The sequence below is a fragment of the Desulfosporosinus metallidurans genome, assembly GCF_001936615.1.
Classification (GTDB): Bacteria; Bacillota; Desulfitobacteriia; order Desulfitobacteriales; family Desulfitobacteriaceae; genus Desulfosporosinus; species Desulfosporosinus metallidurans.
Window position 1 is genome coordinate 61699 of record NZ_MLBF01000012.1, and the last position, 15325, is coordinate 77023.

Here is a 15325-nt window from a genome sequence, read left to right on the forward strand (position 1 = left end):
AACGGGAAGCTTTGTTAACCGAACCGTCCTTTTGCATGGTTCCTGATTAGGCAAACCCGTCATACGATGCCTGTGCTAATTTTTTCCAGACAACTCACGCAAAGGAAATTACTGGTATAATAATCTTAGTCCATATGAGAATATCTTTTGCTTTCTGCTAATATAACCGCTTAAAATCCCCCTCTACTACGAATAGCCCTTATTACTTCTACAAATAAACGCCAATATTTTCTAATTTATTACATTTCTCGACAAACCTTTGGAATTCCTTTTACCCCTTCCTATAATACCCCAACCGAATCAATGAAGCTTCTCCGGGTAAATATCGTATCGGTCGTTCCTCCCAGAATGTCTTCCAATTCTCATCGAATACAAAACCCTCTGCTTCTGCCTCTTTACTAAGCTGTGTCCACATTTTCTGGATCAATTGATTCCGGCTCTGATTTCCCTCCTGTGGGGCATAAGAAACAAACACTTCACATTCAAAGCAGATCGGCGCATAGCGAAACCAGAGGGGGTCGGGACTTAAGAAGATGGGTTTTGGCGTGCTCTTCCAGTTCGCTAAAAGTCTGTACCTCCACTCCTCGCTCAGGCCTGAAATGATTACGGGTAAATTTTCTTTCTCAGAATTAAAGTGGCTTAGATCCTTCCGCAGCTCTTCTAGCGGATCTCGAGCATTATCCCGGACAAAGTGATAGCTCCCGAGAATCGGATGCGGCACACGAATTGACATCTGAAGAATATTCAAGGACGTTTGAGATAACTCCGGACGATACTTCTCCAGCTTCCCCAAATAGAGCTTATCCCGTTTGCGTACGAGTCCTAAAGCGTTTTGAACCTTCAGCCTCCCACTTAGGCTTAGTAAATCTGCTATAAACTGAACTTCCACCGTGTAAAGAGGAAATTGTCTTGCCCAGGCTTCACTCATCAACATCCCGTTATTACGCAGGGTAAAAATCCTGGCCTGAATCTTCTCTTCTTCGATGAGCCTTTTCAATCCATCATAGAAGAAATTCACTCCCGGAAGGAGCAAGGTGTTGAGAAGGAGAATATTCTCACGAGCTTTATACCCAATTTGATTGAAGGCAGAGCCCAGACTGAGAATTGTACCTTCCCCAAGAAGCTCATGAAAAATCGGTTTAATCGACCCTTCGGTGACATCAAACCAAGAGGAGATCTCAGGATTGACCGCAAAGGTGGAAAGTACCCCCTTATACTTACACAAGACATCCTTAAGTTCTCTAAAGTCCTTTACCGTCTCCGTTTGAACCCAATTCTTAAGAGAGGAGCGTCTCTTGGATTCTACCTCTCCATTCGGAAGATAGCGGATATAACCGATTTGCTCTCTCTGAAGTTTTTTCCGAGTGAACAATTCCGGAAAATCTGCTGCAAGATAAATCTCATGAATCTGTTCCCCCGTAAGGTGCGCCTGACTCAGCAATTCTCTAATGACCTGACGCAAACTCAAGGTAATATCCTTCTCCACTTTGACGCTCGCCTCAGTAGCAACCATACCTGCGGCGGATAGCACCCCTTGAATAGAATCTCCCAGGCGAAGGCTCAGGGAAAAGCCCATCTCTTTCAGCTCCCTTCCCCAAAATAATAAGAAGCATGAAGCTGTTCGAGAGACTGGTACTCCATATTGTACTCAAAGGATTGAGGCCCGACCACACTTAATGCCCGCCGAGTACGCAGAATCGTGGGACACGGAACCCCGATGACAGCGATCTCCATGTCTGGCTGAATCTCATTGTTGTTGAGCGGTCTTCCTGTAGCATACTCGAGAAAAATAATAAGATCAGGAACCATTGCTACGAGCTTGTTATTCCGATAGGCAAAAACATTCTCATATTGCAGCAGAACGTTAAATTGCTGTGCTTCGTAGGCCTTGGAGCCTTTTAAACTGATTGAGCGAAGTTTCAATCCCTCAAACTGTCCCAGTTCCTCCACGCAGCCTATAAAAAGCTCGATTGCTTCACCATAGAGAGAATTTCTCGTGACCTGAAGAAGTTCCTCCTTCATCTCTTCATAACTGCCCTTCTGCAGGACTTCGCCAAGCCGCAAGGCGAAGGATAAGGTTCCGGAGATTAGACTCTCTTTTGCAGCCCGCCCATTCATAGCAAACCCACTAAAGAATCCAACCCCTCCATACTTCATTAAGGCCTTCCGCGTATTCAGTTCGAGCTTAAAATTATCTTCATCTGTAAATAGTTCATCATTTCCTTCATAGTTCACCAAGGCAAAGGGGGTTCCCATTTGACCAAAGATGTGGCAAGTGGTCATTTGAAGTTTAGGAAAAGACCGACCCATTCCATCCGCATCAAGGAGCGGTAATCCCGTTTTCAAAGATACCAAAAGAGGATAGACATTATTCACCCCACCTCCCTCTAAAGAAAAAAGAGCATCCACCTTTCGTCCGAGGGCTTGTTCCAGCCTGTGTAGCGCTCTTAGCCCCTCATCACCATCTGGGGGATTTTCCTCTAGGAGTTCTGGAGAACCCAAGAACCCGACTGCGGCAACGAGAAAGTCATCTGGCAGCTGATGAAAAGAGATGATGGGCACTTTGAGCTTATGCTTGAGCAACCTTTCTTCGAGGAAGGGTCTTAAAAGAAGTGCATTTCCACCCCCTCCGGAACCGAGAAAAATACTTCCAAGAGCAAGCGCTTCGATGTTTGTTCCTTCGATGATACGTAACAGAGTAATCCCCCCTTTAACTCTCTATCTTATATTTCTTTAACCAACGATAAAGCGTGGCGATACTAATTCCAAGCTTCATTGCCGCTTGTCTTTTTCCTTCGGTATCCCATCCCCATTGATTGAGCAGCGTGATAATATTTTCCTTATTAACCTTCCCTTGGGTTACAACACGAGAATTAGAGACTTCAGGCTGGTGCTGTGAGAACGCTTGGGGCTGAACAAGCCTGATAGAGGAATGAATCGGCAAATCCTCTATTGTAATTAGATCCTCATCATGAATATTAACTAAATACTCCACCATATTTTCTAATTCACGAATATTTCCCGACCAAGCGTACCCCCTTAGTTTTTCCAGCGCGGTATAGGAAAATTTCTTATAGCTTTTTTGAAGGAGGGTGCAATACTTCCTGAGATAAAAATTAAGCAAGAGCTCGATATCTCCCAACCGTTCTCTTAAAGGCGGAATGTGGATTGGAATAACATTCAAACGAAAATACAAATCTTCTCTGAATTTTGCTTGCGCAATCATCTCCTCGAGATTTCGGTGAGTTGCTGCCACGAGTCGAATATTAACAGCAATGGACTTCGAACCCCCAATCCGATCAATCCGCTTTTCTTGAATGACCCGTAAGAGCTTTGCTTGCAGGGATAGAGGCATATCCCCTATCTCATCTAAAAAAAGAGTCCCCTGATTCGCCAGCTCGATTTTCCCTGTTTTCCCACCTTTTTTTGCTCCGGTAAATGAACCCTCTTCATATCCAAAAAGTTCACTTTCGAGTAGTCCTTCTGGGATGGCTGCACAATTAATCGCAATAAAAGGCCCCGAAGAACGAGGGCTTGTATCATGAATCATTCGAGCAAACATCTCTTTTCCTGTTCCACTTTCTCCGCGGATCAGGATCGTGGAATCCGAACGTGCAGCCTGTTTAGCGATGTCGATTGCCTTTTGCAGCGTGGGCGAAGTCCCGATCAGCTTGGGTAAAGGAGATCTATCTTGTTCATAATTTTCGGTGGAGCGTAGGCTCATAGTGGCTGGTAACATATGAACACAAGAACCGAGCCGTTCCTTATCAAAGTAAAAATCCTTACGCTTGATCAAGTTATTAAATTTCCCCAGGACTAAGGTTGAGGTTTTCTTCTTCTGATCAAACTGAACTAGTCCGTATTTCTTCGCCGCTTCATTCATATGGGTCACCTGATCTTTTTCATCCAACAAAACCAATCCAGTTGGAAATAACTCGGCCATATAACTTGCTTGCTGCTCAAGTAGAATCTCTTTTTGCTGACTTTGACTTTTCTCAATTAAATTTTCAAGAAGGTAGACATAATCCTGAAGGATGCCCAGCCCTTTTTCCTGCCCCATCCTTTCAAACCATACGACACTTTTCTGCCAGAACTGAAAACAAACCCCACTTCCTTTAAGAAAGGGTTCTGAAAAAGGAACGTAATATTCCCTCTCATAAGAACAGGACTCTACGTCTAAGCAGACCTGGCAGCACGGATGTTCCTTAGTTTTAAAGATGGCATAAGGATATTTTCCCGCATAGTTGATGATAGGCCAGTCTTTGGGATACGGAGAGTAATGCTTTCTTGTCGTACAAAGGATTGTTTGGTTGCTCCAAACAGTTAGATTGCATTCGAGAAGTCGTGCAAAATTTCTAATGATCTCATCAAATCCACTTTGGTTGAACATTTGTCTCCCCTCCAAGCCCAACTATTACCAACATATTCATATACTTTAACTATATTATATAACACTTTATCACTCTTGACCATTGTCTTGAGTGGTTTTGAGAATCTATGAGAATATTTAAGAAAATGAAAGATTATTCGTAAAATCTAGTCAAAAACAGTTGATAAAAAATGATATAAATGAGAAAAATCCTTAACGAGCAAGTAAATTCACCCCTTTTTCTACGTTCTAGACCTGGCATACAATTTGCATTAAATAACACCGTACTCATTATTCCTTGTGTGTTACATCAGGAACAGCTACGGAAGGGGGTTTAATTTCAAACTCTGTTATTCGGGCAACTAAGGGTACTCATACGGTAAAACGGTAGGAAATAAGGAGGAAAAAATCTATGTCAAGTTCTCATGATGATTATTCATTGTCTCGGGTGCCCATGAGTGCCCGACGCCCCATGTGGCAAGTGCTCGTAATTCGCATCGGATCTCTTGCTTGTGTATCACAGCTCATGCTGGGTGCAGCCCTCGGTTATGGTATGACCTTCTGGGGAGCACTTTCAGCTACCTTTCTTGGAAGCGTCTTACTCCAAGTGGTCAGTTTTGCTCTTGGCGCAGCGGCAGCCAAGGAAGGACTCTCCACAAGCTTGCTTTCGCGTTGGGCAGGGTTTGGTAATATGGGCTCTTCCATCATTGGTGGGGTGATTGCAATTGCCCTCATGGGATGGTTTGGTATTCAGAATTCCGTGTTTGCCGAAGGCTTATACAAGGCCACCGGAATATTCAACACCCAGATTTGGGCTCTCATCGCCGGATTGGCCGTCACGCTCATTGTTGTTTTCGGCTTTAAAGTCCTGAGCTTAACCGCCAACATTTCTTTACCCCTTTTCTTAGGTGCTGTAGGTTATGCGACCATACATATGCTTTCCGGCAAAAACGTCGGTGAACTCATGGTTGCAGCCCCATCTGGCCCACCCCTTACACTTGCCGTTGCAACCACCATGGTAGCCGGAGGCTTCATGATCGGAGCAATCATAACGCCCGATTTAAGCCGGTTCATGAAAAGTGGTAAAGATGTTTTTTGGATGACTCTCATTGGCACGTTCGTAGGTGAACTCGGTATGAACCTCCTCGCAGTGCTCATGGCCGCTGCGGTTCACTCCAATGATATCGTCACGATCATGCTTTCCCTGGCCGGCTGGCTCGGAGCAGGAATCGTTGTCTTCTCGACGATTAAATTGAACGATTTAAACCTCTATTCCTCAAGCTTGGGAATTACAAATATGCTCAACGCCATCTTTAATATCAAACTCAGTCGTGTTACCGCTACCTGGGCGATTGGAATTATCGGAACAGTACTTTCCCTTATGGGAATCCTGAACTATTTTGTAAACTTCCTTGTCATTCTTGGAGTAGCGGTTCCCCCGGTGGCTGGCATTATGTTTGTTGATTATTACATCTTAAAACGCCATCGTAAGGTTCTTGATGAAACCCGGGCCAAAGAAACCTTACCCAGCGAGTGTGAGCAGTGGAATCCGGTCACGATGGTTACCTGGGTAATTTCCTTCTTAATTGGTTACTTCGTCAAAGATTTTGGAATCCCGGCGATCAATTCGCTTCTCGCTGCAGCCATCCTTTACTATGCCGGCATGAAGGTCTATGCCTTCTCCACGAAGCAACAGATCGTAGAATTTGCCAAGACAACTCAAACTCTCTAATACTCTTTAAGCTTTATCGTGCTGTGCACATTTTTCAAGGGAGCACCTTGCTCCCTTTGTCATTTATATTTCATATTCCATCAACGTGACGAAAGGAAGGTATGTATGCGTATTCTTGACAGTCAAGCTATCGAAGACATAGCTATTGGGGCAGCCGTATTGGGCACCGGGGGCGGCGGCGACCCTTACGTCGGTAAACTTATGGCCCTGCAAGCCGTGGAGGAATTCGGCCCGATCCAACTCCTTGATGCGGATGAAGTTCCCGATGACGCTTTAGTCGTACCAAGCGCAATGATGGGGGCACCAACCGTCCTTGTCGAAAAAATACCCAATGGGCAAGAAGTCCTCGGGGCTTTCGATTCTTTAAAAAATTACATGGGTCGAGAAGTCTTTGCGACTATGCCAATCGAAGCAGGTGGGATTAACTCGATGATTCCCCTCGCCTTAGCCGCACGGCTCGGTATCCCCGTTATTGATGCCGATGGTATGGGACGAGCCTTTCCCGAACTCCAGATGGTTACCTTTCATCTCAATAAAGTCTCTGCGACACCCATGATGCTTTGTGACGAAAAAGGAAACAGTCTCATGTTACGGACCGTTGACAATGTCTGGACCGAACGTTTAGCCCGCACAGCAACCGTACAAATGGGTGGCTCCGTCATGCTCGCCATCTATCCGATGAGTGGTACTCAACTGAAAACCGCTGGGATTCGAGGAATTATCACCCTGACCGAGAAAATCGGGCGAGCAATACGTGAAGCCAAAGGGCAAAAACAAGACCCCATTACGAACGTTCTCTCCCTCACCGGGGGGTATGAACTCTTCCGAGGTAAAGTCATTGACGTATCGCGGAAGACCATCGGCGGCTTTGCCCGTGGCGAAAGCCAAATTGAAGGGCTTGATGCTTATAAAGGACAAACATTAACTCTGAATTTCCAGAACGAGCATCTCATGGCCCGCACTGAGAAGGAAGTCCTTGCGACGACTCCCGATCTTATCGCAGTATTGGATATGGAAACAGCCCACCCGATTACGACCGAAAGTTTACGTTACGGTGCCCGCGCCGTGGTGATTGGAATGCCTTGCAATCCGCAGTGGCGTACGGAAAATGGTATCGCCAACGTAGGACCCCGTTATTTCGGTTATGACCTTGACTATATCCCAATAGAAGAACGCATAAAAAGCTTCCGGAGAGGAGGACAAAAATAATGCCATACCGGATTGGAATTGATGTCGGAGGAACCAATACTGATGCCGTCATCCTTGATGACCAGCTTACTCCGATTGCCAAAATTAAGACCCCGACCACAGCTGATGTCACGACAGGAATCTACCAAGCCATGTCCCTCGTCCTAAACCAAACCACGCTGGATCGCAGTCAGATAAAATATGCCATGCTAGGTACTACACATGCGACTAATGCAGTCGTTGAACGTAAGCGTCTGAATCAAGTGGCAGTCATTCGGATTGGACTACCCGCAACTTCTGCGATTAAACCCCTGACTGGCTGGCCGGAAGATTTGAAAAACGCTATCGGCAATATGCAGTATCTTATTCACGGGGGACATGAATTTGATGGCCGCGAAATAGCCAGCCTTGATGAGGAAGCAATCCGTTCGATTGCTCAGAAAGTCAAGGGCAAAGCAACCTCCATTGCTGTCATCTCTGTTTTTTCTCCTGTATCGAATGAACACGAACTACGCACTGCCGAAATCCTTCGTGAAGAACTTGGGGAGATCCCAATTTCCCTCTCACATGAAATCGGAAGCATGGGACTTCTTGAACGTGAAAATGCAACCGTGCTCAATGCAGCGTTGGTCGATGTTGCTAAAACCACCGCGCAAGGATTTATCGAAGCACTCGCCCGGGAAGGGATTCAAGCTAAAGTTTATTTTGGACAAAACGACGGAACCTTGATGGCTGTGGAATATGCTGTTCGCTATCCCATCTTAACCATCGCCTGCGGCCCGACGAATAGTATTCGAGGTGCCTCCTTCCTCGCCAAAACACGGAACGCCTTAGTCGTAGACGTAGGTGGAACCACGACCGATGTCGGGGTTTTAGTGAATGGATTTCCTCGGGAGTCCTCTATGGCAGTTGAAATAGGGGGCGTCCGTACGAACTTCCGGATGCCGGACTTAATCTCCATTGGTTTAGGAGGCGGCTCCGTCATTCGCCTTACAGAATCCGAGGTCACGATAGGCCCTGATAGTGTAGGTTACCGAATCACCGAAGAGGCCCGCGTGTTCGGCGGGAATACGTTAACGACATCGGATATCGTTACTGCTTTAGGTAAAGCACAGATAGGTGATCCTCAAAAGGTTAGAGATCTTGATCGAAAACAGCTTGAGCCTGTGTATGCGCAAATGATAGCTCTAGCTGAAGATGTCATCGACCGGATGAAGACCAGCGCCGAACCGATGCCGGTCATATTAGTCGGTGGTGGGAGCGTCCTTCTTCCGGATGAACTCCGAGGTGCGTCAGAAGTCTTAAAACCTGAACACCTTGAGGTCGCGAACGCAATCGGTTCCGCTATCGCTCAGGTCAGCGGGCAAATAGAACGCATCTTCTCGATTGATGAGTACGGGCGTGAAGGGGCGTTGAACCTCGCTAAAGAGATGGCCGTTCAGGAAGCAATCAAAGCAGGAGCTAACCCTGAAACGATTGAAATCGTGGAAGTCGATGACGTGCCACTGGCTTATCTACCCGGAAATGCCACGAAAATCCGCATAAAAGCTGCAGGGGATCTCGCCCTGTAACCGAAATCATGCACAACAGAAGAGAAATTTATGTTAACGTTATAAAAAACACTTAATTTAGAAGTCTAAATTAGAAAGGAGGAAAAATTATGAGTAGAAACGTAACGATCGCCCTCGCTCAGACGGATTCTGTCTTAGGAGACGTTACCGCAAGTTGTGCTAAAGCGGAAGCTTTAATCCGCAAAGCTGCTTCCCAAGGTGCCCAGATTGTCTGTCTTCCCGAACTCTGCACCACTGGTTATCGCCAAGACTTGCTCGGTGATAAACTTTGGGAGCTCGCCGAACCGGTTGAACCGACCCCCGGCCCCACTGTTACGCATTTTTCCTCCTTAGCGAAAGAGCTTGGACTCTATATTATTCTCCCTATGATTGAGCAAGGCACGATGCCTGGGATTGTTCACAATAGTGCCGTCTTTATTAACAAGAACGGCACGGTTCAAGGGGTATTCCGAAAGGTCCACGCGTTTGCGACGGAGCGCTATTACTTCACCGATGGAAACTCCTATCCGGTCTTTGAGACCGAGTTTGGCAAAGTCGGGATCATGATTTGTTATGACATGGGTTTCCCGGAAGTGGCCCGAGTCCTCACCCTCCAGGGAGCAGAAATCATTTTTGCCCCTTCGGCTTGGTGTCAGGAAGATGAAGATGTTTGGGATATAAACATCCCCGCTCGTGCCCTCGAAAACCGGGTTTTCCTAGCTGCTGTCAACCGGGTTGGCAGCGAAGAGGATCTGGTCATGCACGGAAAAAGCAAGGTCGTCGATACCCGTGGCCGAACCTTGGTCGAAGCCGCCCGTTTCCAAGAGGACCTCGTTTGTGCTACCGTGGATCTCAATACTCTGCGTCAGGCCCGCCACCAGACACCGTACCTAAAGGATCGTAAACCTCACACCTATGAACTAATCACAAAGTGTCTGTAAAGGTATCACCTTTATGGCATGCGACCAAAGTAGGTCTCGAGTGCGCCAAGTTGCCTTTATTACTGCTGGCGATGGCAAGAGCCATAACTACTAATCACTTCTTTAGTTGAAGACGGCAATGCTGCTATGCCACACCGTACAGTAATCGCTGAAAGCACGATGAAGCCACCTATCATGGCCAATAGTCCTGGGGCTTCGCCTAACATCAAAAATACCCAGACTGGATTCAAGAGAGGTTCAATAACGGGTATAAGGATTGCTTCCAAGGCTGTTACATGCTTTATGGCCCGTGAATATAAAATGTAGGGGATCCCCAGCTGAACGACCCCCAGGATCACTAAGTATAACCATCCGGATGCATCCGGTACAGATTGGGACAAAAATGGGAGCCCGATTGCTGCAGTGAGAATATTTCCTAGTAAAATAGATTCTAACGGAGACCCATCCTTTTGCATCCGCATGAAAATAGTAAAAAATGCGAAGGTTACACCGCTTGCAGCACCAATTCCATTCCCTAAAATACTCTTAGTACTTAGATTATCTAGAAAAAATAAGACCATACCGCCCATAACGAGGAAAACGGTTATCCAGTCCAGTAACTTTGTCTTTTCCTTTAACAGCCATGCGCTAAATAAAGCAACATAGATTGGTGCGGTAAATTGAAGCAGAACTGCGTTTGCGGCAGTCGTTGTTTTGGTCGCTGTAACAAACAAAAGCGAGGTAGCGGCATAGGCCAAAGCAGCCCCGACTTGGGCAAAAGACCATGTCATCTTGGGTTTTTTAAGTACTAGTAGTAATAACACCACTGCGATGGCGCTTCTTGAACCTGCAATTGCAAGTGGATTAGCATTTACAGATTTTATAAGTAATCCCCCGAGACTCCACATCGTCGCTATACCTGCTAAAAGTAGTAAGGCTCTAGGTCTTTCTTTCGAAAGATTTGAACTGTCTGTGACAATCATAATAAACCTCCCCGATAAAGTATACCTAAACTAAATCGCTATTAGCTTCCGGATAGAATTATACTATATAAATCCTGATAAGATTCAATAATTTTGAAAGAATCTTCACAACACGAAAGGATATTGGCCAATCAGACTATGATAAAAGGAGCGAACCCTAAATTCCCTTAGGGTTCGCTCCTTAACGTTGTTGTCCGACAATGCCAAAGCCAAAATACTTGCAGCCAGTCTTCTCATTTGCCAGTCCTACTCATTCATTTATTTGCCGGAAACACTCTTATAATGCCCAAGTACCTTGTTTCTATTATATGATTAAACATTTTTCAGTTTCTTCTTTAGGTCAATTTCTTTTCTTGCTCGATTTGTTCATATTTTAATTCCTAATGTACGAGAAACGGTTTGACATCTTCAAGGGCCTTTTTTAAGCCTTCAATGGCTTGTTCATCCATTTTCCCAGAGTTACGCATCCTTTGGAGTAGTTCGTCAGGGGTAATACCCTGTGTCTTCATCGTTGTAATGATCTCTTTCTCATCTTTGGTTAATTCTTTCCATTCTCGCACAACTATGCACCTCCGCTAATACTTAAAACAGCTACCTGTTTAGTCTATAGCTTTTGAATTGTGGTATTTTTCTATGCATACGATCTTCTATTACGAAAACTATTTGCTCTATATAATGAATAAATTGCAATCCTCTGCGGTATGATGTATCTACGGGTTTCGACAACTTGATGGGCTATGGTGCTATTCCATGGTATTTGATATCAGGGCTGACGTTTTTTATTCCATTTGCGTTTATGTTGGCTGAATTTGGCTCAGCCTTTCAAAAAGAAAAGGGCGGAATCTATTCATGGATGTCGAAGTCCGTAGGACCTAAGTATCCATGGCAACTTCTAATTCTGCTCTTACGCAATTACCATTTTTGCTGGCTGTTTCTCCTGCAATTCGGTAGGCCGAAGTTTTGGCCATATCAAATTATTCAATAAATAAATACTATAATGTCGGTTGATAAACTTTGAGCATAACAAAAGATACCCAAAAAAGGGTTCAGACTGCGCATGAGCACAGCCTAAACCCTGAAACACGAATGAAATCAATTAACCGATTTCGGTTAAATTCCTTGAGCCGAATATTTTCTCGTTAAATTCATTCTTTGAATATGACTTCCGTAGGAATTTCTCGACTTTGTCAATATGTCTATCCATTCTTCATTTGAAAATAATGTTGTTATCCGGGTTTGACCCTCTAACATCAAAGAATATTTACCCGGATAATCCGTCTCAATCACATCTAAAATCCCTTCCGGAAAATCCTGAACATATTTCTTTTCATTTTTTGTTCTTCTATAATCCGCTAAATCATTCATAAAATACCTCACCAGCAGGTTGTCTATTTATCATAGCACTAAATTCTCAAGATAAACGGGTTTTAAAATCTTGATAACCAAATTGTCTAATGATGTGGATACCTCCCTCTTCGCTGAAAAGTGCGATCGAAGGGAGATTTACACCATTAAACATATTGTTCTTCACCATAGTATAGTGTGCCATGTCACAAAATACAAGCCTGTCAGCTGGTTTTATCGGCTTTCTGAAAGAATAGTCGCCAATGATGTCTCCAGCGAGACAAGTATGACCACCAAGTCTGTAGGTATATGGATATTCACCAGGCTTTCCTGCATCAATTATATTCGGCCTGTAAGGCATTTCGAGCACATCCGGCATGTGACAAGCTGCTGAAGTATCCAAAATAGCAATTTCCATGCCATTGTCCACGATGTCAAGAACCGTAGCAACTAGAAATCCAGTGTTCAAAGCCACAGCCTCACCCGGTTCCAGGTATATATCCACTCCATATTTGTCCTGTAGAAACGTTATTGTACGGACCAAGGTTTCAATATCGTAATCAGGTCTGGTAATATGATGCCCTCCACCTAAATTGAGCCATTTCATGGTTTTTATAAACTCACCAAATTTTTGATCAACCACTTGAATCGTTCGCTCAAGGGTATCCGAATTCTGCTCGCACATTGTATGAAAATGAAGTCCTTCAATGCCCTCAAGCTCTGCAGGCCGGAAATTGGGCAACGTCACACCAAGTCTTGAATACTGATAGCAGGGATCATAAATAGGCGTCTCTATCTCCGAATATTCCGGATTGATACGGATGCCACAGCTTATCTTTTTTGTTTTAAAGTTTTTTACTTTGTCTTTGAATCTTTTCCATTGATCAAACGAATTAAAGGTAATATGATCACAATTGCCGAGGATTTCATCAAAGTCCTCCTCAACGTAAGCCGGCGCATAAATATGAACTTCTTTCCCCATTTCTTCATAACCCAGCCTAGCTTCAAACAATGAGCTTGCGGTTACACCTTTAAGATAGTTGCCTACGAGAGGAAATACCGAATGCATTGAAAATCCTTTTAAAGCAAGAAGAATGCTGCATCCCGTACGTTGTTGTACGGAATGCAGTATTTCAAGATTTCTTAATAAAAGTCTTTCATCCACAATATAGCAGGGTGATGGAAGGGCGCTGATATCAATGTCCATTAATTTCACCTCAGTCAAGGAGAGTTGGCGAGAAACTTTCCTGCCACGGTAGACCACATTTATTTAACGCTTCCATAAACGGATCGGGATCAAATTCTTCAACATTGAATACACCAGGTTTTTTCCAAATACCTTTGAGCATTAACATTGCCCCAATCATGGCCGGAACCCCTGTTGTATACGAAATGGCTTGCGACCCCACCTCAGCATAACATTCTTGATGATCACAAATATTATAAACATAATAGGTTCTGGGCTTTCCGTCTTTAGTCCCTTGCATAATACAACCGATATTCGTTTTTCCTTTAGTTCTCGACCCGAGGGATGCTGGGTCGGGAAGCATAGCCTTTAGAAATTGCAAAGGAATGATCTGTTGCCCCTCATAATTAATGGGCTCAATCGCAGTCATACCAACATTTTCGAGCACATGTAAATGATTAAGATAATTGTCCGAAAAAGTCATCCAAAATCTTATCCGCTTAATTCCCTTGATATGAATGGCTAGAGATTCTAGCTCTTCATGGTACATAAGATAAATGTTTTTTGGGCCTATCTCCGGAAGATCATAAACTTTTTTCAAAGAAAGAGGGTCAGTTTCGACCCACGAACCGTTTTCATAGTACCTTCCATTCGCGGTGATTTCACGAATATTAATTTCAGGGTTAAAATTTGTGGCAAAGGGATATCCATGATCGCCAGCATTGGCATCCACAATATCAATAGAATGAATTTCATCAAAATAATGTTTCTGGGCATAGGCACAAAAAACGCCGGTAACCCCAGGGTCAAAACCGCTTCCTAGCAGCGCAGTTAAACCTGCCTGAGCGAATTTTTCCCGATACGCCCACTGCCATTTGTATTCAAATTTTGCAATATCAGGAGGTTCATAATTCGCAGTATCTAGATAATCAACACCGGCAGCCAGGCAGGCATCCATAATCGTCAAGTCCTGATAAGGGAGCGCAAGGTTAATGACAATATCCGGTTTAAAGCTCTTTATCAAGTCAATGACCATGTCGGTATTATCAGCATCAAGCTGAGCCGTATGAATTCTTGTGCGACTTCCAGCCAATTTGTTCTTGATAGCTTCACATTTTTCGACAGTTCTGCTCGCTATACAAATTTCTTCAAATACATCTGGATTCTGGCAACATTTATGAATAGCAACACTGGCAACTCCGCCAGCGCCGATAATCAAAGCTTTTCCCATTTCAACACCCTCCCAATCACTTTTACAACAATGCAAATTATACATAAACCACTCCAAATAATCAATAATACAACAAAAAATGAGTCCTATTACGTATTAGGTTTAATTTTCGCAACCATCAATTATGCTGAGCGAGTTTCACGAAGCGGGAACAGGTCTGACATTTATCTTTTTGTTTCCAGTCTCTCACTTAAAAAAGTTGAACCTAATATTAGGATACCTCCAATAATTTGAATAAAAATCATGCTTTCTCCCAAGACTACTGCTGCGATTATTACTGCCGAAATTGGGTCAATATAGCTTAAAACAGCTATGATTTGTCCCTCTAGTTCCTTGATTGCCGTGAAATATAGGAAATAAGCAATTCCCGTGTGAAAAATACCCAGGATAAGAATGTAGATTATTGAATGTGAGTTTACACCTGAGAAATTCATAGGGTCTATCATTAAAATATAGGGTATAAGCACCAAACTCGATACCATTAATTGAACTAATGTTGTTTCAAAACCAGACAGGTTTTTTATGAATTTGTTCATTAGAATTACACTAGCATATAGAACCGCTGCTAATAGACCATAAAGTATACCGACTACATGATTATACGAACCACTTGGACTACTACCCCCAGTATTAATTAGAGGAAAACAGAGGGACAGGTACGTTGTTTCAGATAATGGAAGAAGAAACTAAAATCACCCACTCCAGACTCTCGTCATGTATTCTGGTAAGGAGTAACCCTACCAAAATATCATTGAGAGTGGTGTGGGTGATGATGAAAAACTGTCTGCCCCGCGGTGGCCGTGTCTTTCCCTTTCATAAAGG

13 protein-coding genes and 1 pseudogene are annotated in these 15325 nt (G+C 44.0%); 5 read left to right on the forward strand and 9 right to left on the reverse strand.

Annotated elements, in window-relative coordinates; genetic code table 11:
• Positions 1-271: 271 nt before the first annotated feature.
• The 3 genes from DSOL_RS10100 to DSOL_RS10110 are packed head-to-tail and all read right to left on the reverse strand — an operon-like array spanning position 272 to position 4390.
• Positions 272-1576 carry a hypothetical protein gene (locus DSOL_RS10100; RefSeq protein WP_075364740.1) on the reverse strand — a complete coding sequence of 435 codons (1305 nt, stop codon included), beginning with the start codon at positions 1574-1576 and terminating at the stop codon, positions 272-274.
• A 5-nt stretch (positions 1577-1581) separates the two neighbouring features.
• The gene (locus DSOL_RS10105; RefSeq protein ID WP_345788374.1) at positions 1582-2703 is read right to left on the reverse strand and encodes a DUF917 domain-containing protein; all 1122 of its coding nucleotides are present in this window, start codon (positions 2701-2703) and stop codon (positions 1582-1584) included.
• Positions 2704-2710: 7 nt separating this feature from the next.
• The gene (locus DSOL_RS10110; RefSeq protein WP_075364742.1) at positions 2711-4390 is read right to left on the reverse strand and encodes a sigma-54 interaction domain-containing protein; all 1680 of its coding nucleotides are present in this window, start codon (positions 4388-4390) and stop codon (positions 2711-2713) included.
• Between the two features lie 391 nt (positions 4391-4781).
• On the opposite strand from DSOL_RS10110, the gene DSOL_RS10115 reads away from it, so the two are divergent.
• From DSOL_RS10115 to DSOL_RS10130, 4 genes are all read left to right on the forward strand, one after another.
• On the forward strand, positions 4782-6101 hold the full coding sequence (locus tag DSOL_RS10115) for a purine-cytosine permease family protein (protein ID WP_075364743.1): 1320 nt from the start codon (positions 4782-4784) through the stop codon (positions 6099-6101).
• A gap of 105 nt (positions 6102-6206) precedes the next feature.
• Positions 6207-7310, forward strand: coding sequence for an S-methyl thiohydantoin desulfurase family protein (locus tag DSOL_RS10120; protein ID WP_075364744.1), 1104 nt, complete (start codon positions 6207-6209; stop codon positions 7308-7310).
• Positions 7310-8860: a hydantoinase/oxoprolinase family protein gene (locus tag DSOL_RS10125; RefSeq protein WP_075364745.1), complete on the forward strand. Its 1551-nt coding sequence runs from the start codon at positions 7310-7312 to the stop codon at positions 8858-8860. Before DSOL_RS10120 ends, DSOL_RS10125 begins: the two co-directional genes overlap by 1 nt.
• 89 nt (positions 8861-8949) lie before the next feature.
• Complete coding sequence (locus DSOL_RS10130; protein WP_075364746.1) at positions 8950-9780, forward strand: nitrilase-related carbon-nitrogen hydrolase; 831 nt, start codon at positions 8950-8952, stop codon at positions 9778-9780.
• Positions 9781-9839: 59 nt separating this feature from the next.
• Here DSOL_RS10130 and DSOL_RS10135 read toward each other — a convergent pair whose 3' ends face one another.
• Together DSOL_RS10135 and DSOL_RS10140 are read right to left on the reverse strand one after the other, a co-directional pair.
• Positions 9840-10742: a DMT family transporter gene (locus tag DSOL_RS10135; protein WP_075364747.1), complete on the reverse strand. Its 903-nt coding sequence runs from the start codon at positions 10740-10742 to the stop codon at positions 9840-9842.
• A 380-nt stretch (positions 10743-11122) separates the two neighbouring features.
• Positions 11123-11302, reverse strand: a complete 180-nt coding sequence (locus DSOL_RS10140) for a hypothetical protein (protein ID WP_075364748.1) — start codon at positions 11300-11302, stop codon at positions 11123-11125.
• Positions 11303-11469: 167 nt separating this feature from the next.
• On the opposite strand from DSOL_RS10140, the pseudogene DSOL_RS10145 reads away from it, so the two are divergent.
• Positions 11470-11622 (forward strand): annotated as a pseudogene (locus DSOL_RS10145) (amino acid permease); the annotation flags it as partial.
• Between the two features lie 230 nt (positions 11623-11852).
• Here DSOL_RS10145 and DSOL_RS10150 read toward each other — a convergent pair.
• The 4 genes from DSOL_RS10150 to DSOL_RS10165 all read right to left on the reverse strand — a co-directional run bounded on the left by DSOL_RS10150 (position 11853) and on the right by DSOL_RS10165 (position 15159).
• Entirely contained in the window at positions 11853-12107 is a 255-nt protein-coding gene (locus DSOL_RS10150; protein WP_075364749.1) for a hypothetical protein, read from the reverse strand.
• 46 nt (positions 12108-12153) lie between these two features.
• A complete protein-coding gene (gene nspC / locus DSOL_RS10155) occupies positions 12154-13293 on the reverse strand; it encodes a carboxynorspermidine decarboxylase (protein WP_075364750.1) in 1140 nt (379 codons plus the stop codon).
• A gap of 10 nt (positions 13294-13303) precedes the next feature.
• Positions 13304-14503, reverse strand: a complete 1200-nt coding sequence (locus tag DSOL_RS10160; RefSeq protein WP_075364751.1) for a saccharopine dehydrogenase family protein — start codon at positions 14501-14503, stop codon at positions 13304-13306.
• Positions 14504-14667: 164 nt separating this feature from the next.
• Positions 14668-15159 (reverse strand): EamA family transporter, encoded by a 492-nt coding sequence (locus DSOL_RS10165; RefSeq protein WP_083642438.1) that lies wholly within the window; start codon positions 15157-15159, stop codon positions 14668-14670.
• Between the last annotated feature and the right edge of the window lie 166 nt (positions 15160-15325).